General features: G+C 66.5%; 23 protein-coding genes. 11 read left to right on the top strand and 12 right to left on the bottom strand.

The window, feature by feature from the left end; all coding sequences use genetic code 11:
• Positions 1-556 precede the first annotated feature (556 nt).
• Entirely contained in the window at positions 557-2,050 is a 1,494-nt protein-coding gene (locus ACFU4Z_RS16300; protein WP_379063596.1) for a flavin-containing monooxygenase, read from the top strand.
• Between the two features lie 5 nt (positions 2,051-2,055).
• Here ACFU4Z_RS16300 and ACFU4Z_RS16305 read toward each other — a convergent pair whose 3' ends face one another.
• The gene (locus tag ACFU4Z_RS16305; protein WP_379063598.1) at positions 2,056-2,733 is read right to left on the bottom strand and encodes a TetR/AcrR family transcriptional regulator; all 678 of its coding nucleotides are present in this window, start codon (positions 2,731-2,733) and stop codon (positions 2,056-2,058) included.
• A gap of 113 nt (positions 2,734-2,846) precedes the next feature.
• On the opposite strand from ACFU4Z_RS16305, the gene ACFU4Z_RS16310 reads away from it, so the two are divergent.
• From ACFU4Z_RS16310 to ACFU4Z_RS16320, 3 genes are all read left to right on the top strand, one after another.
• Entirely contained in the window at positions 2,847-3,719 is an 873-nt protein-coding gene (locus ACFU4Z_RS16310; protein WP_379063600.1) for a metal-dependent hydrolase, read from the top strand.
• The gene (locus ACFU4Z_RS16315) at positions 3,716-4,789 is read left to right on the top strand and encodes a PDR/VanB family oxidoreductase (protein WP_379063602.1); all 1,074 of its coding nucleotides are present in this window, start codon (positions 3,716-3,718) and stop codon (positions 4,787-4,789) included. Before ACFU4Z_RS16310 ends, ACFU4Z_RS16315 begins: the two co-directional genes overlap by 4 nt.
• 119 nt (positions 4,790-4,908) lie before the next feature.
• Positions 4,909-5,835 carry a short-chain dehydrogenase/reductase gene (locus ACFU4Z_RS16320; protein WP_379063604.1) on the top strand — a complete coding sequence of 309 codons (927 nt, stop codon included), beginning with the start codon at positions 4,909-4,911 and terminating at the stop codon, positions 5,833-5,835.
• Positions 5,836-6,025: 190 nt separating this feature from the next.
• On the opposite strand, the gene ACFU4Z_RS16325 is transcribed toward ACFU4Z_RS16320, so the two are convergent.
• A complete protein-coding gene (locus ACFU4Z_RS16325; protein WP_379063606.1) occupies positions 6,026-6,706 on the bottom strand; it encodes a TetR/AcrR family transcriptional regulator in 681 nt (226 codons plus the stop codon).
• Positions 6,707-6,858: 152 nt separating this feature from the next.
• Between ACFU4Z_RS16325 and ACFU4Z_RS16330 the strand changes: the two genes are divergently transcribed.
• Together ACFU4Z_RS16330 and ACFU4Z_RS16335 are read left to right on the top strand one after the other, a co-directional pair.
• Positions 6,859-8,430, top strand: coding sequence for a succinic semialdehyde dehydrogenase (locus tag ACFU4Z_RS16330; protein ID WP_379063608.1), 1,572 nt, complete (start codon positions 6,859-6,861; stop codon positions 8,428-8,430).
• A 47-nt stretch (positions 8,431-8,477) separates the two neighbouring features.
• The gene (locus ACFU4Z_RS16335; RefSeq protein WP_379063610.1) at positions 8,478-9,308 is read left to right on the top strand and encodes an SDR family NAD(P)-dependent oxidoreductase; all 831 of its coding nucleotides are present in this window, start codon (positions 8,478-8,480) and stop codon (positions 9,306-9,308) included.
• A gap of 94 nt (positions 9,309-9,402) precedes the next feature.
• On the opposite strand, the gene ACFU4Z_RS16340 is transcribed toward ACFU4Z_RS16335, so the two are convergent.
• On the bottom strand, positions 9,403-10,197 hold the full coding sequence (locus tag ACFU4Z_RS16340; protein WP_379063612.1) for a putative protein N(5)-glutamine methyltransferase: 795 nt from the start codon (positions 10,195-10,197) through the stop codon (positions 9,403-9,405).
• 58 nt (positions 10,198-10,255) lie between these two features.
• On the bottom strand, positions 10,256-11,128 hold the full coding sequence (locus ACFU4Z_RS16345) for a YdcF family protein (RefSeq protein ID WP_379063614.1): 873 nt from the start codon (positions 11,126-11,128) through the stop codon (positions 10,256-10,258).
• Between the two features lie 227 nt (positions 11,129-11,355).
• Between ACFU4Z_RS16345 and ACFU4Z_RS16350 the strand changes: the two genes are divergently transcribed.
• From ACFU4Z_RS16350 to ACFU4Z_RS16365, 4 genes are all read left to right on the top strand, one after another.
• Positions 11,356-12,210, top strand: a complete 855-nt coding sequence (locus ACFU4Z_RS16350) for a bifunctional 5,10-methylenetetrahydrofolate dehydrogenase/5,10-methenyltetrahydrofolate cyclohydrolase (RefSeq protein ID WP_379063616.1) — start codon at positions 11,356-11,358, stop codon at positions 12,208-12,210.
• 417 nt (positions 12,211-12,627) lie between these two features.
• Positions 12,628-13,680 (top strand): 3-oxoacyl-ACP synthase III family protein, encoded by a 1,053-nt coding sequence (locus ACFU4Z_RS16355; protein ID WP_379063618.1) that lies wholly within the window; start codon positions 12,628-12,630, stop codon positions 13,678-13,680.
• A 216-nt stretch (positions 13,681-13,896) separates the two neighbouring features.
• Positions 13,897-14,658, top strand: a complete 762-nt coding sequence (locus ACFU4Z_RS16360) for a hypothetical protein (RefSeq protein ID WP_379063620.1) — start codon at positions 13,897-13,899, stop codon at positions 14,656-14,658.
• Positions 14,659-14,744: 86 nt separating this feature from the next.
• Positions 14,745-15,611, top strand: a complete 867-nt coding sequence (locus tag ACFU4Z_RS16365) for a hypothetical protein (protein ID WP_379063622.1) — start codon at positions 14,745-14,747, stop codon at positions 15,609-15,611.
• Between the two features lie 108 nt (positions 15,612-15,719).
• On the opposite strand, the gene ACFU4Z_RS16370 is transcribed toward ACFU4Z_RS16365, so the two are convergent.
• From ACFU4Z_RS16370 to ACFU4Z_RS16395, 6 genes are all read right to left on the bottom strand, one after another.
• Entirely contained in the window at positions 15,720-15,944 is a 225-nt protein-coding gene (locus tag ACFU4Z_RS16370; RefSeq protein ID WP_379063624.1) for a response regulator, read from the bottom strand.
• Between the two features lie 8 nt (positions 15,945-15,952).
• The gene (locus tag ACFU4Z_RS16375; RefSeq protein WP_379063626.1) at positions 15,953-17,188 is read right to left on the bottom strand and encodes a sensor histidine kinase; all 1,236 of its coding nucleotides are present in this window, start codon (positions 17,186-17,188) and stop codon (positions 15,953-15,955) included.
• A gap of 141 nt (positions 17,189-17,329) precedes the next feature.
• Entirely contained in the window at positions 17,330-18,043 is a 714-nt protein-coding gene (locus ACFU4Z_RS16380; RefSeq protein ID WP_379063628.1) for a hypothetical protein, read from the bottom strand.
• Positions 18,044-18,301: 258 nt separating this feature from the next.
• Positions 18,302-19,054, bottom strand: a complete 753-nt coding sequence (locus ACFU4Z_RS16385) for a L,D-transpeptidase family protein (RefSeq protein WP_379063630.1) — start codon at positions 19,052-19,054, stop codon at positions 18,302-18,304.
• A gap of 41 nt (positions 19,055-19,095) precedes the next feature.
• Entirely contained in the window at positions 19,096-19,281 is a 186-nt protein-coding gene (locus tag ACFU4Z_RS16390) for a hypothetical protein (protein WP_379063632.1), read from the bottom strand.
• 186 nt (positions 19,282-19,467) lie between these two features.
• Positions 19,468-20,127 (bottom strand): cyclodeaminase/cyclohydrolase family protein, encoded by a 660-nt coding sequence (locus ACFU4Z_RS16395; RefSeq protein ID WP_379063634.1) that lies wholly within the window; start codon positions 20,125-20,127, stop codon positions 19,468-19,470.
• 117 nt (positions 20,128-20,244) lie between these two features.
• Between ACFU4Z_RS16395 and ACFU4Z_RS16400 the strand changes: the two genes are divergently transcribed.
• Positions 20,245-21,282 (top strand): LLM class F420-dependent oxidoreductase, encoded by a 1,038-nt coding sequence (locus tag ACFU4Z_RS16400; protein WP_379063636.1) that lies wholly within the window; start codon positions 20,245-20,247, stop codon positions 21,280-21,282.
• Between the two features lie 4 nt (positions 21,283-21,286).
• On the opposite strand, the gene ACFU4Z_RS16405 is transcribed toward ACFU4Z_RS16400, so the two are convergent.
• Positions 21,287-21,949 carry a class I SAM-dependent DNA methyltransferase gene (locus tag ACFU4Z_RS16405; protein WP_379063638.1) on the bottom strand — a complete coding sequence of 221 codons (663 nt, stop codon included), beginning with the start codon at positions 21,947-21,949 and terminating at the stop codon, positions 21,287-21,289.
• Positions 21,950-21,997: 48 nt separating this feature from the next.
• Positions 21,998-22,330, bottom strand: coding sequence for an STAS domain-containing protein (locus ACFU4Z_RS16410; RefSeq protein ID WP_379064282.1), 333 nt, complete (start codon positions 22,328-22,330; stop codon positions 21,998-22,000).
• Positions 22,331-22,436: the final 106 nt, after the last annotated feature.

Raw genomic sequence — 22,436 nt, forward strand, 5'->3', positions numbered from 1 at the left:
GACAGTAGAATTTTGAGAGTATCTGTGCCCTGAAGTATCACCAACTATCGTTCAACTGGCTATGGCGAACAGCGGTGATCGCCGCGTCATTCGGGCCCTGCGTGCGGTGAAACATCGGGCGAATTCCGCCTCGCTTCGGACTTATCGGCGAACGGTTGGCTAATGTCCGTTTCGTCGGGTGTTCGCGGTGTCCGGCAGGGGCGTCAGCGGGGCGACTGTGAGTGACTTCACTGCGGGTCCTCGACATCCGGACCGATCGGTTTCGGTCGACCGCCCAGCCGTTCAATCATCAACTACGTTGCGGCCGAGGCCAACCCGCCACAGCGCCGGCGCGGGCCGTCCTCGGGACGCAACTGCGACCCCCTCGCATGCGCGCGCAAGCGCAGTGGCACCCTTGTGCGCGGCGCCACTGCTTTCTGGAGTGAGTCTGGGACGACGGGAGTTTCCGCCCAGGGCCGACTGATCCGAAAATACCGGTCCGGCCGATAGGCTGGAAATACTGTCGGCGCGCGCCGGGGCGTCGCGCCGGAACCGCCGATGACGGAGGACGAGATCCATGACGATCGCGGGCGAGCACGCCGATGTGCTCATTGTCGGTGCCGGGTTGTCCGGCATCGGTGCGGCTCACCATCTGCAGCGGGCATTTCCGCGACGGTCGTACACCATCCTGGAGAGCCGTGACGCGATCGGCGGCACCTGGGATCTGTTCCGCTATCCGGGAATTCGCTCCGATTCGGATATGTACACCCTCGGCTACCGGTTCCGGCCGTGGCTGGGGGAGAAGGCGATCGCCGACGGCGACGACATCCTCCACTATGTGCGCGACACCGCCGCCGAGGCCGGGATCGATCGGCGCATCAGGTTCGGACATCGGGCGGTTCGCGCCGAATGGTCCTCGACCGACGACCGCTGGACGGTGCAGGCCGAACGCTCCGACACCGGGGAAGCCGTCACGTTCACCGCCGGGTTCCTGATGTGCTGCTCCGGCTACTACCGCTACGACGAGGCCTACACGCCGGATTTCGCGGGCGTCGAACGGTTCGCGGGCCCGGTCGTCCACCCGCAGCACTGGCCAGGCACCCTTGATGTCGCAGGCGAGCGGATCGTGCTGATCGGCAGCGGTGCCACCGCCGTCACCCTGGCGCCCGCGCTCACCGCGCAGGGTGCGCACGTGACCATGTTGCAGCGCTCGCCGAGCTACATCATCTCCGCGCCCGAACGCGACGACCTGGCCGTCCGGGTGCGCAAATTCCTGCCTGCCCGCGCCGCCTACGCGGTTGCGCGCGGCAAGAACATCGCGCTGTCGACCGCGATTTATCAACTGAGCCAACGATATCCGAAGGCCATGCGCAAACGGATCCGGGCCTGGCAGCAACGTTGGCTGCCGCCCGGTTACGACATCGACACCCACTTCAACCCGACCTACAACCCGTGGGACCAACGACTGTGCCTGGCTCCCAACGGCGATTTCTTCCGTGCCATCCGCAAGGGCGAGCTCGATGTCGTCACCGATCGGGTCGACACCTTCACCGAGACCGGCCTGACGCTCGCTTCGGGCGCGACCCTGGACGCCGACATCGTCATCACCGCGACCGGACTCAATTTGCTCGCCTTCGGCGGGATGGATCTGGTGGTGGACGGCCGCCCGGTGACGCTGTCGGACCGCATGGCCTACAAAGCGATGATGCTGTCGGATGTGCCGAACTTCGCCTACATCATCGGCTACACCAACGCGTCGTGGACGCTCAAGGCGGACCTGGTCTGCGAATACGTCGTGCGCCTACTACGTCACATGGACACTGGCGGATACACGAGGTGTACGCCGGTGCGCGATCCGTCGATCGGTGCCGCGCCGCTGTTCGTGAACTTCAACCCGGGCTACGTGCAGCGCGCGGCAAGCCAGTTCCCCATCCAGGGGACCAAGGCGCCGTGGCGGCTCCGGATGAACTATCTGCGTGACCTGGTTGCCCTTCGGCACGGCAAGATCACCGACAGCGCCATGAGCTTCGCGCGGGCGCAGCCGCGGGATGTGGTGTCGACCGAGGGGTAATCGGCTCAGTTCGCGGAGTGATCGGACACCGTGGCCGAAGATCGGGCGGCAGCGATGTTGCGAATCACGCTGGTCGCATGGTCGTCGAACCGTTTCTGCGGCATGTCGATGGTCCCGTCCAGCCATGGGCGGTACATATAGGCCATCGCACCGAAGATGGCGTTCGAGTTCAGGGCATTGTCCCCGGAATCCGGCGCGGGCTGTCCGTCGGTGCCCGGTCCGATCGTCCAGGCGATAGGGGTGGTGAACTGCTCGATCAGTTCGTTGCCTCGCTCGCCGAGCACCCGCCTGGCCTGCGATTCGACGAACATGATCCGACCGCGTCGCCGATCTTCCACCAGATAGTCGGTAAACGCCGAAATGGCGTGGCGGAATAGCTTTTCGGGTTCGGGCGGTGCGGTGGCCAATGCGGCGAGTAGTCGGTCGCGGGCGCCGACGACCACTGTCTCGAGCGCGGTGGTGAAGAGAGTGTCGAGGTTGGGGAAGCTCTCGTAGAAGTAGCGCTCGGTCAACCCGGCCTGCCTGCAGACGCCGCGCATGGAGGTCTCCGATGCGCCGACGGTCGCCATCAGCTCGATGGCGGCCTCGATGAGCTGCTCGCGGCGCGCGGCGATCCGGTCGGCGGGCGGGCGGCCGCGCCAGCGGCGCATGCCCGGTATCGATCCGTCGGATTCGTCGTCCATGAGTCGATCCTCCCACGAGCGAGAAGTTGACATCATGTGATGTTGACATCACTTGATGGCAGAAATACATTAACAGTGCGGTTTTGCAGGACCGAGACGTGAGGACCATCCAGATGAGCTCTGTCTACGCCGATCAGGCGCACGCCATCAACGCGCGGGACGTCGACTTCGATTTCGACACAGTGCCGATGCACTACATCCCCGGCGAGGTCATGGCGACGCACATCATCAACGTGATGCACCTGGTATTGCCCGAGGGCGAGCGCGCGATGGCGCAGGCGCTCGCCGAAGCCTTACCCCTGATCGATGACGAGCGATTACGCGAGGAGGTCCGCGGTTTCATCGGCCAGGAGACGATGCACGCGAGCTCGCACGAGAAGGCCCGCAACCAGCTCGAGCGGCTCGGCCTCGACGTCGCGCCGATGGTGGATCGGGTCGGCTGGCTGGTCGATCGGATGCTCGGCGATCACGGACTGGCCGGCCGCGCGAAGCGCGAATGGCTGTGTGAGCGACTGGCATTGTTCGCTGGGATGGAGCATTACACCGCCGTCATCGGGGAATGGCTGCTGACCAACGACAAACTCGAGGCCAAGGGGATGCATCCGGCGATGCTGGATCTCATCCGCTGGCACGGCGCCGAAGAGGTCGAGCATCGCAGCGTGGTCTACGACGCGTACATGTACGTCGACGGCGGATATGTACGCAAAGCGCGGCAGGCGCTCATCGCGAGCACGGGATTGCTTGCGCTGTTCGTCATTTCGAGTGGCTATCTGTTTCGGCGCGACCCTTCGCGCGACAAGGGGAGATACTGGCCGCTACAGCTGGCCAGCGCGTCGTTACGCGGCGTCGTGCCGAACTTCACGACCTTCTTCACCGAGATCCCGCGCTACCTCAAGCCCGGCTTCCATCCCTCACAGCTCGGCCCGATGGACAACGCGCTGCGCTACCTCGCACAGTCGCCCGCAGCACGGGCGGCGGGCGCATGACCGCGCAGTTGGGCGCCCAGTTCCGGTCGGGCGCCGGCCTGCGGATGCTCGCGTCGGCGGTCGACGCGTATCGGCGCGTCTTCGCGGAAGGTGAAGCCGCGCAGCTGCTTTCCCGGCCCCAGCCGGTGCGGCACGCCGGGTTCGACTTCGATGTGATGATCGATCGGATCGAGCAGGAAGCCGACGGCGTGGTCAGCGTGACCCTGCGCGACCCCGACGGCGGGCCGCTGCCCATGTGGACACCGGGCGCCCATATCGATGTGTTCCTGCCTTCGGGGCGACAGCGGCAGTACTCGCTCACCAGTGACCCGGCCGATCGACGTTCGTATCGGATTGCGGTGCGCTACATGGCGAATGGCGGGGGCGGCTCCCGGGAGATCCACGAGCGCCTGTGCGCTGGTGACCGGCTGTCGGTACGTGGTCCGCGCAATGCGTTTCCGCTCGTCGCGGCGTCCGAGTATCTGTTCGTCGCCAGTGGCATCGGGATCACGGCGATCCTGCCGATGGTGACCGCCGCCGAGCGCGCCTGCATCCCGTGGCGGCTGATGTACCTGGGTCGGTCCCGTGCCAGGATGCCGTTTCTGGGCGAGTTGGCGCAGCTCACCGGCGGTGATGTGGTGGTGAGGCCGGACGACGAGTTCGGAGTGCCGAACCCTCGGATGATCTTCGAGCAGACGCCCACCGGCGCCTCGGTCTATGTCTGTGGTCCGCCCGCGCTGGCCGAGGCGGCGCGCGAGGTGTTGTCGCTGCACGATCCGTCCGCGTCGCTGCACACCGAGCGCTTCTCCGCGATGCCGGTCCGCGACGGCGATCCGTTCCATCTGTGGTTGCGGCGCAGCGGTATTCACGTCGACGTTGGCGCCGACGAATCCACGCTCGCGGCGATCCGGCGGGTGCTGCCCGGTGTCGCGTACTCCTGCCAGCAGGGTTTCTGCGGAACCTGCCGGACGGGGGTGCTCGCAGGCGAGGTCGACCACCGCGATCGGCTCCTGCTCGACGGCGAACGCAATAACACGATGCTGCCCTGCGTATCGCGTGCGCGCGGCAGCGAACTCGCACTGGAGATGTAAACCGGTTCGACGTGTCGGCCGGGACGGTATCCGCAACCGGCCGCATCCGTGAGCTCGGCGGGCAATGAGGCCCGTCGGGAAAGGAAATTCGGCGTTGAGTCGTACGAGGCGGGGGTTTGATGAATAGTTTCGTGTTGGGCCTGGCGCGTCAATTGGTGACGTTCTCGACCGGCCCCGCCGCCGAGTTGAATGTGCGTGATCGGGTGGTCCTGATCACCGGCGCCGGCTCCGGTATCGGGCGCGCCCTTGCCGAAAAGCTCTATCGCACGGGCGCGTTCGTCGCGCTGATCGATATCGATCAGAACGCCGCGGCGCGGGTCGCCCGATCGATGGGGGAGCGGGCGCTGGTGGTGCGCGCCGACGTTTCCGATCGAATCGGCATGCGGGAGGCCGTCTCCCAGGTCCGCGAACGGTTCGGTCGCATCGACGTCGTGGTCGCCAATGCCGGGGTGGCCCCGGAACCAGCGACGATCAGAACGATGAAACCCGCCGATTTCGACCGGGTCATCGGTATCAACCTCACCGGGGTCTTCAATACGGTGCATCCGGCGCTCGACGACATCGTCGCGGTCGGCGGTCATGTCGTGGTGGTGTCCTCCGCCGCGGCATTCGCACCGGGCATGGCGGGGTCGCCGTACATGGTGAGCAAGGCCGCGGTCGAACAGCTAGGCCGCGCGCTGCGGGTGGAATTGGCCGCGGTGGGCGCCACCGCGGGCGTCGCCTATTTCGGCATCGTCGATACCGCCATGACCCGTGGCACGCTCGACGACGATGAGCTCGGTGAGGAGGTCGCCGCATTGCTGCCGTGGCCGCTCAATTGTCGAATTACCGTCAGCGACGCGGCCGAATCCATCGCTCGAGGCATTGCTCGCCGGGCCCCGCGGACGCTGGCTCCCGCCCAGTGGGAGCTGTATGCCTTGCTGCGCGGAGCGGTCAACGTCGTGCTCGACCAATTGCTCGCCGACGACGAGCGGGTCCGTGCTCTGCTCAATCGGGTGGAACAGCGGCAGGTCGAGCGGCGGCAGCCCAGCCCGGTGCCGCGCTAGCGACGACGCGGTACCCGCCATGAGGTGAGTACCGCGCAGCAAGGGCAGGCGATGCTCTGGCTGTCGCCCGATTCGCCCGCCAATTTTCGAAGAGCTGCGTGTCGGTGCCGCAGCGGTGCGTGCCGCCCGTTGCGCGGGACATCGATATCGCCACGATGGTGACTGCTGCGGCCGAGGTATCGCCCCTCGGTCATGCGGGTGGGAATATGCCGGGCAGCTCCATCGCATATTCGAGATCGACCCGGGTCCCGAGCGTGGTCAGCAGGACGCGGATCATCGTGAGTCGTGCGGCGGCAACGGTTTCCGAATCGGGTTCGGCGCCAGGAGCGGCCCCGGAGGAGATGCGGTAGACGACATATTCGCAGACGTGCAGTGCGGCGTCGAGGTCGAGTGGGGTCGGGACGGGGCGGCCGAGTTCGGTGAATTTCTCGGCGACGAGAGAGCGGATGTCGTCGAGGGCGCGCTCCCGATAGGCCGACACCGGTGAGGCCGGGTCGTGCAATTCCGCGAAGAGCGGGCGCAGCATCGCGCCGTGGCCGTTGGCCCAGTCGAGATAGGCGTCGATGAGTCGGATGCCGAGTTCGACGGGTCTGTCGGTGTTGGTCAACGCGTTGCGGATGCCACCGACGAGGCCGTCGTTGGAGGCGTCGAGCAGCACGTGCAGCGGTTCGGTCGCGTTGCCGAAGTAGCGATAGAAGGTGGGACGGGCCAGGCCCGCCTGCTCGATGATCTGGGCGACGCTCAGACCACGCGAACCGTTGCGGGTAAACACTTCCGCGGTCGCGAGCACGATCCGCGCGCGGACCTCCTCGGCCTGCTCCTGGGTCTGCGGCGGTCGGCCTCGCCGGGCGGTCGCGGCGTCAGTGGACATGGTGATGCCTCACAAGAGCCAGCCTGACGTGCCTGTGGTCCACACCGGAGAGCTTGACACGGGACACCGCATACCTATTAATCTAACACTAGTGTTCAGTTAATGCATGCCGGTGATTCGCCGCCTCCGACCGTCCCATGAGAGGGCCGACAATGACGACCGCCCCACAGCTGGCTCCCGCCGATGCGCTGCCGGAGTCGCTGGTACAGCCATTGCTGGCACGTGCCGTCGCGGGCGGTGCGCCCTCGGTCGAGGTGTTCGCACCCGCTACCGGCCGCAAGATCGCCGATCTGCCGCAGTCCTCCAGCGCCGACATCGAGACCGCGTTCGCGACGGCCCGCGAGGCGCAGCGCGGGTGGGCGCAGCGCCCGGTGCGCGAGCGGATCGCGGTTCTGCGCCGCTTCCACGACATCGTGCTCGCCGAACAACGCACCATCCTCGACATCGTGCAAACGGAGGCGGGCAAGTCCCGTGCGCATGCCTTCGACGAGGTCGGCGACGTCGCGGTGAACGCACGGTACTACGCGTCGGTCGCCGCGAAGCTGCTGGCCGATCGCAAGCCGCGCGGCGTGCTTCCGGTCCTGACACAGGTCGATGTGCGACACCGGCCCAAGGGCGTTGTCGCGGTGATCTCGCCCTGGAACTATCCCTTGGCCTTGGCCGCCTCCGATGCGCTCCCCGCGCTCGTCGCGGGTAATGCCGTGGTGGCGCGCCCGGACAACCAGACCGCGCTCACCGCGCTGTGGGCCATCGACGCCGCCGAGCGGGCCGGTCTGCCGCGCGGGCTCTGGCAGGCGGTGCTCGGTCGTGGCTCGGTGATCGGCGGCGAGGTGATCGCGCGCGCCGACTACGTCGACTACACCGGTTCCAGTGCGACCGGACGCACCATCGCCAAGCAGGCGGGTGAACGGCTGATCGGATACTCCCTCGAGCTGGGCGGCAAGAACCCGCTGCTGGTGCTCGCCGACGCCGACATCTCCCGGGCCGCCAAGATCGCGATTCGCGCCTGCTTCGCCTCGGCGGGACAGCTGTGTGAATCGATGGAGCGAATCTACGTGCACGACAAGGTCTACGACCAGTTCGTGACAGAGTTCGTCGAGCACGTCCGCGCGCTGAAGCTCGGCGCGGATCTGGACTTCAGCAGCGACATGGGCTCCTTGACCTTCCAGCGCCAATGGGACACCGTCAGCGCTCACGTCGACGATGCGGTGGCCAAGGGCGCGACCGTACTGGCAGGTGGCCGCGCGCGGCCGGACCTCGGCCCCTACTTCTACGAGCCGACCGTGCTCGCCGATGTCCGCCCCGGCATGACCGTGTACCGCGAGGAGACCTTCGGCCCCGTCGTGTCGATCTACCGTGTCGGCAGTGACGACGAGGCCGTCGAGCAGGCCAACGACACCGCCTATGGTCTCAACGCCAGCGTCTGGACCAGGGACGCCGCCCGCGGCAGGCGGGTGGCCGCGCGCATCAATGCCGGGTCGGTGAATGTCAACGAAGGTTTCATCGCGGCATGGGGCAGCGCCGACGCACCCTCGGGCGGGCTCGGTATTTCCGGGACCGGTCGTAGGCACGGCCCGGAGGGCTTGCTGAAGTACATCGATACTCAAACCATCGCCGTGCAGCGGGTGCTGCCCATCGCGCCGCTGCCCGGCATGTCCGAAGAGTTGTGGGCGAAGACGATGACGCTCTACTTCGGGGTCATGAAAACACTGCGCCAGAAGTAGCCACTGGGCCGGCGGCAACTTTCACGAGAGACGACACAGAGGCAAGGATGACATTGGACACGGTCGCGGGTAAGAAAGTTCTCGTCACGGGTGCGGCGATGGGCCTCGGCAAGCTGTTCGCCGAGCGAGCGGTCCGGGAGGGCGCTGCGGCGGTGGTGCTGTGGGATGTCAACGAGGTCGGGCTGAAGGACACCGCCGCCGAACTCACCGCGCTCGGCGGCAATGTCTACCAGTACGTCGTCGATGTGGCGTCCCAGGATGCCATCGGCGAAGCTGCCGCCGTGGTGCGCAACGAGGTCGGCGAAATCGACATCCTGGTCAACAATGCCGGCATCGTTCGTGGCAACAGCTACTTCTGGGAAACCACGAATCGCGCCGACATCGATAAGACCATGGCGATCAATTCCCTTGCTCCCATGTACATCACGCTCGAGTTCCTGCCCGCGATGGTCGCGGGCAACGGTCAGGCACGGGTGTTGAATATCGCCTCGTCGGCGGGGCTGGTATCGAACCCACGAATGAGCGTCTACGCCGCGTCCAAGTGGGCCGCACTCGGCTGGTCGGACTCTGTACGCATCGAGCTCGAGCAGGCGGGCCACGAGCACGTGAAGTTCACGACGGTCTGTCCGACCTACATCAACACCGGAATGTTCGACGGCGCAAAAGGATTCCTGTTCACGCCGATCCTCGAGCAAGACGAGGTGGTCGACACCTCATGGCGTGAGATGAAAGCGGGCAACCCGTTGGTAATCCTCCCGTGGACCTCTCGGCTCAACAAGGCGATCTCCGGTCTGCTGCCGATCAAATTGCGCGATTTGTTCCTCAACACTGTGGGTGTGTACCGCTCCATGGATGAATTCACCGGCCGCAACAAGTAACACGGCTCCCCGGGCCTTAGGCCTCATCCGCTGGGCCTGACTGCGGCAAACGTCGAGCCGCCCCACCGGTGTGCCCTGTTGTCGAACCGACCTCCTATTGCCTGGTGCCGATGACGACAGTGGCGTAGAGGTCTTCGGATTCTGCTGTGCGGGCGGCGAATCCTTGGTCGATCAGAACGGCGGTGGCAGTCGGCGCTTGGGCTGCGCTGGATTCGACGAGGAGATGGCCGCCGGGGGCCAGCCATGATCCGGCGGCTTCCACGACCCGGCGGAAGATGTCGAGTCCGTCGGGGCCGCCGTCGAGTGCCGAGCGCGGCTCGTAGTCGCGTGCCTCGGGAGGCATCTGGGCGATCTCCTCGGACGGGACGTAGGGGGTGTTCGCGAGCAGGATGTCGATGCGGCCACGCAGCTCGCGGGGAAGTGGCTCGAAGAGGTCGCCCTCGTACACTGCCGCACCGATCGGTGCGAGGTTGCGCCGGGCGCATTCGACCGCGGCGGGCTCGATGTCAGCGGCGGCAAGTTCGATCGACAGACCCGCGTCGGCGAGTGTCGTCGCCAACGCCAGCCCCAACGCGCCGGAGCCGCAGCACAAGTCGACGACCACGGGGCGATCGTGTGCGCGAGCGAGCTCGGCGGCCTCGTCGACAAGGAAGCCGGTGCGTTGCCGAGGCACGAACACCCCGGGTGCCACCAGGACGCGCATACCATGGAATTCGGTCCAGCCGAGCAGATGCTCCAACGGTATGCCCGACACCCGTTGTGCGACCAAGCGCTCCAGGTCCGCACCTGTCTCGGCGGCGGCCGCGGCCAGCAGCGCGGCCTCCTCTTCGGCGAACACGCAGCCGGCCGCACGCAGCCGCACGACCAGGTCGGTACTTTCCGTCGACATCACCAGGACATCTTGCCCTGTCGTGCACGGCCGGTGCGGGCCGATAGGCGTTTCGGCGCTAGCGCGCGGTCGCGAGCTGGAACGTGCGGGTGGCGTCGAGGTAGATCCCGCGCTGGCCTTGCTTGGCGGGCGGCGGTAGCTGTGAAACCAGTTGTTCCAGCGAGGTGGTGGCGCCGACCACGCGGGTTCCCGCGACGATGAAGTCGGCGACGGCGCGGCGAATGTGATTGGGGGAGGTCACCACCACCGCGCTGCTCGCGCCGAGATCACGCAGCATCGCGGTGCTGAACAAGGCGTTCTGCACCGTGGATCCCGCCCGCCTTTCGACATGGACGCGGTCCGCGGGCAAGCCCCTGCCAACCAGCCAGTTGCGCATCGCATCGGCTTCGGTGATGCCGTTCTGCGGATTGCCGCCGGTGACGATGACCGGTGAGAACGGCGAGGCGACGGCCTGTAACCAGGTCGCGGTCAGACGGTTCACCAGTTCGGGGCGCAACGCGCCGTCGGGCAGCAGGCCGTAGCCGAGCGCGACGATTCCGGTTTGCGGGCCGACGAGGGCAGGCAGCGGATTCGGCAGGGTGCCCACGGCGGCGGTGATCGCGCCGAGCACGTTGTTGGTGCCTTGTGCCAGCCCCGGATCCACGGCGGTGAGGCGCGCCATGGCGTCGGCGAGTGCGAGCAGATCTCCTGCGTAGTGGGACCAGATGGCCTGCAACGACAGCGCCTCGGCGTCGGAGGGGTTCGCGCCGAGCAGTTCGCGCAGCTCGGCACGACCCGCGGCGTCGTTGCCGTCGGTGAAGTTGCGCTGGGCCGAGTTGTAGAGGGCGTCGGTGTCCGGGGCGGCCTGGGCGGGCGCGCCGGCGAGACCGGTGATGGTGACGGCCGCGAACAAGGTCGCGATCAGGGTTTTCCAATGCCTCGAGATCTTCACGACAGTCGACACCTTTCCACGCGTGAAACGGGGTATTCGGTCCGTCAGCTGACAGTTAGCCATTGGCAAGCATTGACCACGATACGACTGGTAGAGGCCATATATGCGTAATTGCCAGGCCGAATCGGCGGTTTCTTCCCGACATCCGGGCAAACCGGGCGATGCGGCGGGTGGCCGCCGCGACCGGCGCGACAGTGCGCACGCCGTGACCATTAAGGTGTGACAACGTGGATACCGTTTCGCTGTCCGGCAAGGAACTCGCCGCCGCCATCAACGCCGACACCAAGGCGCGCGCCGCCACGCTGGCCGCGGGCGGACCCGCCCCGCGCCTGGCCCTGGTCGTCGCCAACGACGACCCGGCGAGCGCCTGGTATGTGAACTCGCTGCGCAAGGCCGCCGAGCGACTCGGAATCACGTGCGACACCGTCGAACTCGGCGCCGACGCGAGCGCCGAGGCAATCCGCGCCGAGCTCGGCGCGCGCAGCGCGGACTCCGCCACCGACGCGATCATGCTGCAGACACCGCTGCCGGCCGGTATCGGCCTCGACGACGTCAGCTCCTCGATCGCCGCGACCAAGGACGTCGACGGCGTCAGCCCGCTGTCACTCGGCCTGCTGGCCAGCAATCTCGACGGTTTCGTCCCCGCCACGTCCGAAGCCGTCGTCGAATTGCTGAAGCATCACGAAATCCCCCTCGCCGGTCGGCATGTCGCGATCGTCGGCCGCTCCAACATCGTCGGCAAGCCCTTGGCGCAGCTGCTGCTCGCCGAAAACGCCACCGTGACCGTTGCCCACTCGCGCACCACCGACCTGGCCTCGGTGACCGCTGCCGCCGACATCGTCGTCGCCGCCGCCGGACGGATCGACCTCGTGACAGGCAAGCACATAGGCGAAGCCGCGGTGGTCGTCGACGTCGGCACCAACGAGGCCCCCGACGGCAAGATCGTCGGCGATGTCGAAGCGGATTCCGTGCGCGGTAAGGCCGCCGCCCTCAGCCCCGTCCCCGGCGGAGTCGGCCCCGTCACCACCGCCCTCCTCATGCGCCACGTCGTCACCGCGGCCGAAAACGCCCGCCGCGCCTGAAATCGGTCGCACACCGACGGCGATTCGAGTCTCAGTTCCTTTCAGGTGGAATATTCCCAATTGTGGGGGTTTGTGAGTTCCGGCTCGAACAGACTCGTGGGTATCGTTCGCTCGTACACATCCCACCCAAGCGACCGATCGGAGATCGGCGCCCCTGAGAAACCTCTGGATGTGAGCGGCTGATGACTCCCGATGTGCCGGGATGAGTCTTCTCGTCCGTCGGTCGCACTGCCGCTCAGCTCATCATCACTGCCGCACCGAACCCGTGCCTGTCTCCCGAGTGGATCAGGGTGGTTCCGTGTGGCCTGACGGCGGTGTCGAGGGGGCGTGGTCCGACCGTGTCGGAACAGCGAACAGACATGGACCATCATGAAAGTACGGATCATCGGTGCAGGAGCGTCGGTCCCACCGTTGGTAATGACCAACGAGCGACTCCTCGGCATGTTTCCGGGGCCGCGTAGGATGCCGTGGACGCCTGCGGAATTCGAGCAGAAAACGGGTATTCGTGAGCGGCGATTCAGCTTCGATCTCGACGATGAAACCGGCCGTCCGCTGTTTCCGACCGGATACGGTGAAGCGCCCGGTCCGGCAGGAGTGCTCGCGGAAGCAGCACTGCGAGAGGCTCTTACCGTCGCCGGCATCGATGCGACCGCACTCGACGGCCTGATAGTCGGCGGCAGCACGCCGGATCGACTGCATTTCGGCAGCGATGCGCAGCTGCTCCACCATCGGCTCGGGATGCGGCCCGACGCCGGAGTACTCCAGACCGATATCGGCTGTGGTGGTGCGGTGTTCTGCTTGCAGTGGGCCAAGGAGATGATCCTCAGCGGTGTCCGCAAGCGCGTCGCGGTGGTGATGGTTCAAGTTGCCTCGCCATTGCTCAACCGCGAGGTATTCACCGGCGGTATCGAGTACGACGGCAAGGAGAGCGAAGCTTTCCTCTCGGCCCTATTGTTCGGCGACGGTGCGGGCGCGGTGATCCTCGAGGCTGCCGATGACGACAGCAATTCGGAGCTGGTGTCCGCGGTTACCATCAATGAGCACTTCGAGATCGCCGTACAACCCGCGGGCGGAAATCTCTGCCCGCCAGGGCTACCCGGTGCCGCGCTGTCGGACTATGCGGTGCACATCATCGGCAAGCGCGTCGCGGACGCCTATACGCCGGTCATGCGGAAGTCGATCGATCGCGTGCTGGCCGAATCGCGGTGGGATGTCGGCGACCTGGAACGCCTGTATCCGCATCAATCCAATCGCCGGCTCATCGAGCAGCTGATCGGCGCTCTCGGCATCGCCGAGAACCGTACGGCGATCAACGTCGACCGCTACGGCAATACCTCCGGTGCCAGCGTCCTCATCCTCCTCGCCGAGGACCTGCGCGACGGGGTGGTCGGCCTGGGCTCCGGCGATCCGATAGTGATCGCGGCCGTCGGCGCCAACATGCAATACGGCGCTCACCTCATTCGGCTGTAGCACGCTCGGGCTCACTGCGTTCGGCACGAGAACGGCGCTCCTTCAAGCGAAGTGGCGTCGTTCTCGTTTCATCGTCATCCAGCGGCTCCGCCGCGGCGAATACCTGTTGATCGAAGCTTCCTCCGATCGCGCCGCGCGCCGAGGGTGTCCCTCGCCGGGTGCCGATCTGTGCCCGAGACACGTTATGCCGGTCGTGCGAAAGGTGGGATCGCTGATATGGCAAGGGAATTGATCGTGGCGATAGGGGTTGCGGCCCTGGCGGTGATGGTGTTCGTGCTGGGGGACAGGTTGCGGCCGGATTCGTGGCGGCAGACGGGTGACGAAGCTGCGGGGACGCTGGTTTTCGATCTGATCAAGACGTTCTTCGCGGCGACCGTCGCGTTCGTGGTGATCATCTGCTGGCAGCAGTATCAGACCGCGCGCAGTTACACTGTGGCCGAAGCGAAGTCGCTGGTCGACACCTACACGGCCGCGCATGCCATGCCGGATCCCGAGCATCACCGGATCCAAGGATTGGTGCGTGACTACACCACGCAGGTCGTCGACCAGGAGTGGTCGGTGATGGACCGAGACGGTCACCTGAGTCACAAGGCCCAGGAGACCCTCGATACGCTTCGCGACAGCGTGGATTCGATGCGATCGTCGGATCCGTATGTGAACAACCTGCGCGCCACCGCCTTGGCGAGTCTCGACAGAGTCGCAGGCGCACGTCATGATCGTGCGCTCGTGGTGGGTTACGGGATTCCCGGGTTTCTCTATGTAGCCCTGTATTTCGGCACGCTGTTGCTGTTGCTGAGTCCCGTGCTATCGGGTGTGCGGGTCACCAGGCGCAGTGTTCTGATGATCGCGCTGCTCGGTGTCGTGGTCGGCGCGGCGATTCTGGAGGTCCACAACCTGGACCAGCCCTTCTCCGGCGGGAACACCGTCCCGAGGGATGCCTTCGAACTAGCGCTGGCGCGCTTCCAGCAGATCACCTGACGAGTTGTTCGAGCTTCGGAAATCGGTGCGGACCAGCCGACGGATGGGGGTAGCTGCAGATGGCATTCGCAACCGCTGTGCCACGAATGCGAAGGCGCACAGGGGGCCTGCGCGTCGCGGTACTGCTTTCGGCGATGGCGGCGTTGCTGGCGGGCAGGCCAACGATCGCTGCCGCGCACCCGCCGTGGCAGTCGCTCGTGGACAGTATCGCGACCGGGAGTGCCTCGCCAGGGGGCACCGATCTGTCGACCGGAAGCTCTGGTTCCGGTACGGCGCTGAGTCTGGGCGCGAACAGCATCTCGACCGGAAGCGCGGAGAACGTGATCGATGCGAGTGTCGGCTCGCCGCACACCGTCGACAGGCTCGATACCGGCAGCGCAGAAAGCCGACTGCGCGCCACCGGAGGTGTTGAGCCCGAACCGACTGCGACGCCGGTCGGTTCGGCCCAGGCTCTCGGGTTGAACCAAGGCAGCGTCGAATTGGCGTGTACCGGGAGCGCCGCCGTCGGTGCCGCCGGAATCCTTGTGGGTTCCGCCACCGGTAGTGGAGTGGGCAGCGGGCTGATCGGATCTGGCTCGAGCGGCGGATCGGGCCTGGGCAGTGTCGTCGTCGGCAGCGCCGCCACCGGCAGCGCGCTACTGACATGTCTGTTGTTGTTGCCGAGTAGCGCGCCCCCTGTGCCCGGTGCTCCGCTGCTGCTAAGCCCGCCGTCGGTGCCGCAGAGCCGGACTGTCGCCGAACCTGCGCCCGCGCTGCCGCCCGCGGCAGTGCCCGTGATCGCGCGGGAGAGGCCGGTCGTCGCGTCGCCACCTGTGCTCCCACGCCCGACGACCGCCGAGCCCGCGTCGGATCCGATTCCCTGGAACGTGCTGGAACTGATCGCGTTGCTGGTGGTGACCGTGTTCGCGATCCGCAGCAGATCGTCGGACGACCGCAGCCGTAGCGAAGGGTAGCGCCGCGCCGGATGGCTCAGTGCTGGGCGTCGCGGACAAGCAGGGCCAGCTGAACTCGATTCTCACGGAATCGAAGGTCGTCAGCACCACGATGCGGGGCGGGCTGTGTCAGGTGAGAATCTCGGCAGTGGCGCTCAACCCGTCGCGGATCGGCATCCGGATATCCATGAGCACGACAGCGGGGTGCCGTTCGCGGACCATCTCGACGGCTGCGGCCCCGTCGGCCGCCGCGCCGACGACGAGTAGTTCGTCGTCACCTTCCAGAATGAGCGTCAGCGCGGTTCGCACGAGGTGGTCGTCGTCGACGACGACCACCCGAATCGGCTGTGGCACGATCGGATTCACCTGCCTTGCTCCCCGTTCGCGGTGTGCCACGGCAGGGTGGCGCGCAAACGGAAGCCGCCGTCCCCATCGGGGCCGAACGACAGTGTGCCGCCGACCAGTTCGGCGCGTTCGGCAAGCCCGAGCAGACCGTATCCGGACGCGGGCGCGGACCCCGCTGGTCTAGTGGCTCCGGAGTCGAGGACGGTCACCGTCAATCCCTGTCCCTCGGTGCCGTCGACGCCGACCCACACCGTCGCGCCCGGCGCATGTTTGCCGACGTTGGTGAGACCTTCCTGCACGATGCGGTAAGCGGTGCGGGCGCTCGTCACGGGTGGCTCACCGGCCGTGCTGTCAGTGAGTGTTACGGCCATGCCCGAGACACGGGCATCGGCGATCAGGGTCGGTAGCGTGGCGAGCGAGGGCTGCGGAGGTTCCGGCGGGTCGGTGGCGGTGAGGTCGTCGGCTCGAAGCACCCCCAGCACATCGCGTAGTTCCTCCAGCGCTTGACGTGAATTATCGGCGATGGTTTTCGCGATGGTCACCACGTGATCAGCGGCCAGATCGGTGCGATAGCTGAGTACACCCGCCTGCATCGCGACCAGCGAAATCCGGTGTGCGAGTACGTCATGCATTTCACGAGCGATCCGGTGCCGCTCCAAGATCCTGGCTTCGGCGGCGCGCGCGAGCTGCTCGCGTTCGGCTATTTCCGCCCGCTGCTGTAGCGACCACATCACCTCGCGGCGTGCGCCGGCCGCGAGGCCGATTGCCACGATGCCCGCTGCCGCGACGATGAGGAAGATCAGCGTGGACCACAACGACGGCGACCCGGTGTTGTCCGGGCTGAGGGACGGGTAGAGGGCGGTGATCGTCAGCCCGGCGAGGACGTTGCCGACCGTCAGCGGAATGATTTCCACAAAGCGTCGCCGGGTCGCCAGCGAGCACTGGGCGAGTGCAGCGGGCCCGCTCGCGGAGGTCGAGACGGCGGAGGCGACCGTCGTCGTGACGGCGACCATCACCGGATAGCGTCGCCGCAGCGTGACAAGTGCCAGGCAGAGCACGCCGATGATTGGGTCGGCCACCATCAGCCAGACCGATAGTCGTGGATCGGCGTCCGGCGGCAGTGCGAGCACCGTCACGAGCAACGATGACGCGCCGATCAGCACAACCGCCAGCAGTCGCCAACTCTGCTGCCAGGCACTGAGCGGCGGTGGCGGCACCGGACCTTGGCGCATGGGTGCGATGCTATCGGTCACCGAGCCAGGATTCGCGCCAGGCCCGATACGGCACAACCGACTTCGGTCTATCACCGATTCGCCGAAAGGATGAGGCGGACGGAGACCCGCGGCCGATATCCCGTGCGGATACGCGCGGCACATGGACCGGCGACAGTCCGCCTACTCGGCCGCGGAGATACCGGTGATGAGCGTGTGACCGCTCGTACGGGCGGTCGTCACCAGTTGGGCGTTGTAGGCCACCGGCAGCAGTGCATTGGGGCGCTGTTCACTCACTCGGACGAGGTACTGGCCGACGAACGCACCGGGGGTGATGGTGACGCAGTGCGTGGTGCCCGCGGGAATGGTGTCGATGCCGTGCTGGATGTCGGCGGCGGACGACACGGCCGCGTTGGGCGCCACGACAGCGCGGGCCTGCTCGCTGGAGCGTGTCACGTAGTAGGCGTATTGGAACGCGAAGATCGCCGCGGGGCCGGAGTCGACGCCGCCTGCGCCATTGCCTTGGATGCGGTTGCCGACTTTTTCGGCGGGGCATCGGGTGGCGGGAATGGTGGCCGAGACGGGGGTATCGGCCGGGCTGGACGCCGCGGTCGGCGTCGGCGCCGGGGCGGCGCGGAATTGGACAAGGGCGGCGGTGAGCAGTGCCGCAGCGCCGAGTGAGGCGAGCAGCGCGGGCATCCAGCGCCGACTGCCCTTCGGGAGCTGGTACCAGCGCCGCCGCACCCGCGACCGATCGATCAGGCGCGCAAAGACATCGTCCTCATCGTCGGCATAGCCGGGAGCGTAGGCCGCGGTGGGAGGCTCGGGTTCGGCGGGCAGTCGATGGGCCCACTCGGACCAGTCGCCTCGATAGTCATCCCCAGGCCGTCCTCGCATGTCCGGTCGATCCATTGCCCCACCTTCATCAGCTCATACCGTCAGGTTCGTTCCCCACTCTGATAGCTCCGGAGGATACTGCGCATCTACCGCAATGCACGCGAACGGGCCCGGCCACGTCATCGATTGCCATCAGCAGGCGCGAATGGTCGGTCGGTGCTCGAATGTCGAACTCGCACATGGACAGCTGTGTCCCCGCTCGTGACCAGCGGTACGTTTCGGCGGTATCGCGGTCAGGAGGCGGGGAGTGCGGTCGGTCTACCAATGCACGCTGACCGGGTCGCCGATACCGGCGATTCCGTAGTACCAGGCGGCGTCGTCGGGTGCGAGGTTGATGCACCCGTGGCTGACGTTCGCATAGCCCTGGGAATCCACCGACCAGGGTGCCGAGTGCACGAAAACGCCACCCCACGTGAGGCGTTCGGCATATTCACCGTTGATGACGTAGCCCTCGGGGGAACTGAGCGGGATGCCGATGGTGCGCGAGTCGAAGACGACCGAGCGGAACATCTCCAGAATCGGGAAAGTGCCCGTCGGGGTCTCGTAGCCCGGCTTGCCCATCGAGGCGGGCATTGTGCGCGACTCCTGGCCGCCGATGGTGACGGTGAAGGTGTGGTTGGACATGTCGGCGTCGGCGATCACACCGGCGTTGGTCCTGAATTCCGTTCGCGCACTACCTATTCGAACCGAGATCGGGGATCGGGCGGGAAGGAATCCCGTGGGTGTCCACGTCACTGCGCGGTCGTTCGCCCATGCGAACGTGCCAGGGAGCGATCGGGTGGAAGTGATATTGATAGCTCGTTCGGCGCGAGCGCGATCCACGACCGCAGCCGTGAACTGGATCGTGACCGGATGAGCGATGCCGACTTCTTGGCCGGCCGATGGCGTGACGGCCGCTACCGAGGCGGCCGATGGTGTTCCGATCGAGGTCGCGAATGCTGTTCCGGACCCGAACGCGGCCAAGGCTAGGACCATGGCCGCGAGGAACAGATATCTGAGTGCGCTCCTCATGGCTCCACCCCTTCTAGATGGTGTGGTGGCAGAAATCCATTCTAGGACTTCATGATCAACTCGAGGTACCGAATCCGTAACGGCCCCCAGGCTTGGGCGAACCGTGACGGCACGTCCTCCTCTCCGATCGTGGCGGACGCGGCCGCGACATGGCCGGGCTTCGGCAGCTCGGCCCTGGCTTTCCAGCCGGTCAGCGCCCAGCGCGAGGTGCCGATATGGGGTGCCACGACCGCGAGTGCCTGCACGGCAGCGGTGATCGGCGTGGTGTTCGTGAGCGCCGGTGAACGAGCAGGGCTGGCCGCCTTCTGCTTGGTGCGCCGGAGGTCATCTCGAACTCGGACCTCGTTGCCGGTCTATATATCGGGCGTACCCGGCACCGCGGCGCGGAAACACCCGGTTTCCCGGGCCCGTGATCAGCTGCGTACGGCGTGCAGGACGTCGGCGTGCAGGGCGTCGGCCCGTGCGGTGATCTCCTCCACCCGCATCAGCACGGGTGCGAATCGGTCGCCTTCCGCGGCGCTGAGGGAGACGACGTTGATCTCGATATTGAGCTGCGAACTGGTGGCGGCCGCGCGCGCGGCATCGGCGGCCGCGCCGATATCGGTGACCACGTTCGGGTTTCCGATCGGAAGCAGTTCCGCGGCAAGCGACAGGATTTCGTCGGCCTCGTCGACGACGGCGGCGGGCACCCGGGCGGCCTGGATCAGTGCCGAGGTAATGGCCTCGGTGCGCTCGGCGACCTCTTCCGGGGTGGTCTTGGGCAGCTTGTAGGCAGCACCGACGGCGGTGAACGCCGCGGCGTCGGCGTCGGCAAGGGCGAGCGCGCGGTCACGCGCGGCGTCGGCGGCCTCGATGATGCGGTCGATGATCGGGCGGTGCTCGGCATCCTTGGCGCGGGTGGTGTAGCGGGCGACCATCGCCACCAGTGCGGCGCCCTGAGCGGCGTGCAGTGCGGCGACCGCGCCGCCACCGGGTGCGGGCACCTTTGCGGCCAGGTCGGTCAGGTACTGCGCGAGCGTGGCCCTGCCGAAGGAGGGTGCAGTTTCCTGGGACGACGTGGTGGGCTGCGACACGGCGGGTGGCCTTTCGTTTTCTTCGGCGATCACGGGGAAGTCTCGGCGATTACGCTACCGCCCGCGCGTGGGTGGCCGGTGCGCGCCCGGTCCGTAGCTGCGGTTATGTTGAGTGTTATGCGGATCGGATTGGGCATCAACTATTCGGGCGGCTTCAAGGAAGCGGCCGCGGAAGTGGCCGACCTCGAGCAGGCCGGCCTCGACATCGTGTTCGTGCCGGAGGCGTACTCCTTCGACGCGGTGAGCGCGCTGGGCTACCTCGCGGCCAAGACCACCCGTCTGCAGCTGGCCTCGGGCATCCTGCAGATCTACACCCGCACCCCCAGCCTGACCGCGATGACCGCGGCGGGCTTGGACTTCGTCTCCGACGGTCGCTACATCCTCGGCCTCGGCGCCTCGGGCCCGCAGGTGATCGAGGGCTTCCACGGCGTGCCCTATGACGCGCCGATCGGCCGTACCAGGGAACTGGTGGAGATCTGCCGCAAGGTGTGGCGGCGCGAGAAGCTGGAATACCAGGGCAAGTACTACCAGATCCCGCTGCCTGCCGAGAAGGGCACGGGCCTCGGCAAGCCGCTGAAGCTGATCAATCACCCGGTGCGCGAACGTATCCCGGTGTTGCTCGCGGCGCTCGGCCCGAAGAATGTCGAATTGACCGCCGAGATCGCCGAGGGCTGGCAGCCGATCTTCTTCGTGCCCGAGAAGGCCAAGGAGATCTGGGGTGCATCGCTGGATGCCGGTCTGGCCAAGCGGGATCCGATCCTCGGCGAACTCGACGTGTATGCCGGACCTGCGCTGGCGATCGGTGAGAACGTCACGCCGCTACTGGAATTCGTGAAGCCGCACCTCGCGCTGTACATCGGCGGTATGGGTGCCAAGGGCAAGAATTTCTACCACACCCTCGCCACGAAGTACGGCTACGGCGCGGAGGCCGACCGTATTCAGGAGCTGTACCTGGCCGGGAAAAAAGAAGAGGCCGCCAAGGTCGTTCCGGACGATCTGGTGCGCGACATCTCCCTCGTCGGTCCCGCGGGCTACGTCAAGGAGCGGGTCGCCGCCTTCCGTGAGGCGGGCGTGACCGTGCTCAACGTCGTCCCGATGGCCGCGACCCCGGCCGAGCGGATCAAGCTGATCGAGCAGCTGCGCGAACTCTGCTGAAGCTCTATTGGCTCGCCGGGTCGGCCCGGCGAGCCAACAGGTAGGCGCGGCGAGTATCGACCTCGTGCGGATAGTTCGGGCGCTCCATGCGCATCCGCACCTCGAACCCCGCCGCCGCCAGATCGGCGATGATCCGATCCGGTTCGAAGAAGCGGAAGTCGACATCCACCTCGTGTCCCCACCAGGTATCGAAATGTCGTATCTCCGAGCCGATGTGGAACGAGACAAGGAACAGGCCCGACGGGCGCAGCACGCGATGCACCTGTTCGAAGGCGCTGCGCACCTCGCCAGGCGTGAGATGGATGATCGAGTAGAACGCGACCGCGGCGCCGAATTCGCCATCGGCGGCGGGTAGTTCGAGCAGATCACCCTCGCGGAACTCGACCGCTGAATAGTGCTTGCGCCCCACGGCGACCATGGCGGCGGATAGGTCGATCCCGACCGTGGTCGCACCGTGATCGGCGAGCCAGGCCGCAATATGTCCAGGGCCGCAGCCGAGGTCGGCGATCGGTGTTCCCGATTCGTTCTGCTCGATGAGACTGCTCAGCAGTGCCCGGTCGAGCGGTTTGCCGCGGAGCTCATCGCGGAGATCGGTGGCGTAATTCTCAGCGACGGTGTCGTAGCTGCGGCGGACGGTGTCATGCGTGCCGTGATCTGCCACGGACACCAGCATTCCACGGTCCACCGCAACAAGCAGGGCGGTGGGATTCCAGGATCAGCGGAACGATGCCAGGGCCTGGTCGAGGGTCGAATGCAGCGCGAACACCTGATCCAGGCTGGTCATCTTCAGCTGGCGACTCGTTGCCGGGCCATCGGCGACAACGGCGATCGAGGTCGACGCTCCGGCCCGCTGATGCGCACCGACCAGTGCGGCCATCCCCGCCGAGGCGAGGAAGCTGACCGCGGACAGGTCGATGATCAGGGCCGCGGGTTTACCCGCGAGAATGCTCTCGATCGCGGCTTCGAGCGCGGGCGCTGTCGCCAGGTCGACCTCGCCGGACACCGTCAGCACAGTCGAGCCCTCGGGCGTCGTCACCGTGGTGGTCATCGTGTCCGCGAGGGGATACGCGTCTCCGGAAGTATTGGTCACGTCTTCACAATCTGCCATGAACCGCCCGATCTCGCTGTACTGACACAAAACACGCAGCAAACCT

The sequence above is a fragment of the Nocardia sp. NPDC057440 genome (assembly GCF_042802915.1).
Taxonomy (GTDB): Bacteria; Actinomycetota; Actinomycetes; order Mycobacteriales; family Mycobacteriaceae; genus Nocardia.

Bases quoted from the DNA above. Each gene is read 5' to 3' on its own strand.
- ACFU4Z_RS16315 (WP_379063602.1), top strand. From the start codon at position 3,716: ATGACCGCGCAGTTGGGCGCCCAGTTCCGGTCGGGCGCCGGCCTGCGG.
- ACFU4Z_RS16355 (WP_379063618.1), top strand. From the start codon at position 12,628: ATGACCAACGAGCGACTCCTCGGCATGTTTCCGGGGCCGCGTAGGATG.
- ACFU4Z_RS16360 (WP_379063620.1), top strand. From the start codon at position 13,897: ATGGCAAGGGAATTGATCGTGGCGATAGGGGTTGCGGCCCTGGCGGTG.
- ACFU4Z_RS16320 (WP_379063604.1), top strand. From the start codon at position 4,909: ATGAATAGTTTCGTGTTGGGCCTGGCGCGTCAATTGGTGACGTTCTCG.
- ACFU4Z_RS16335 (WP_379063610.1), top strand. From the start codon at position 8,478: ATGACATTGGACACGGTCGCGGGTAAGAAAGTTCTCGTCACGGGTGCG.
- ACFU4Z_RS16305 (WP_379063598.1), bottom strand. From the start codon at position 2,733: ATGGACGACGAATCCGACGGATCGATACCGGGCATGCGCCGCTGGCGC.
- ACFU4Z_RS16310 (WP_379063600.1), top strand. From the start codon at position 2,847: ATGAGCTCTGTCTACGCCGATCAGGCGCACGCCATCAACGCGCGGGAC.
- ACFU4Z_RS16325 (WP_379063606.1), bottom strand. From the start codon at position 6,706: ATGTCCACTGACGCCGCGACCGCCCGGCGAGGCCGACCGCCGCAGACC.
- ACFU4Z_RS16330 (WP_379063608.1), top strand. From the start codon at position 6,859: ATGACGACCGCCCCACAGCTGGCTCCCGCCGATGCGCTGCCGGAGTCG.
- ACFU4Z_RS16380 (WP_379063628.1), bottom strand. From the start codon at position 18,043: ATGCGAGGACGGCCTGGGGATGACTATCGAGGCGACTGGTCCGAGTGG.
- ACFU4Z_RS16340 (WP_379063612.1), bottom strand. From the start codon at position 10,197: ATGTCGACGGAAAGTACCGACCTGGTCGTGCGGCTGCGTGCGGCCGGC.
- ACFU4Z_RS16385 (WP_379063630.1), bottom strand. From the start codon at position 19,054: ATGAGGAGCGCACTCAGATATCTGTTCCTCGCGGCCATGGTCCTAGCC.
- ACFU4Z_RS16300 (WP_379063596.1), top strand. From the start codon at position 557: ATGACGATCGCGGGCGAGCACGCCGATGTGCTCATTGTCGGTGCCGGG.
- ACFU4Z_RS16410 (WP_379064282.1), bottom strand. From the start codon at position 22,330: ATGACCACCACGGTGACGACGCCCGAGGGCTCGACTGTGCTGACGGTG.
- ACFU4Z_RS16365 (WP_379063622.1), top strand. From the start codon at position 14,745: ATGCGAAGGCGCACAGGGGGCCTGCGCGTCGCGGTACTGCTTTCGGCG.
- ACFU4Z_RS16400 (WP_379063636.1), top strand. From the start codon at position 20,245: ATGCGGATCGGATTGGGCATCAACTATTCGGGCGGCTTCAAGGAAGCG.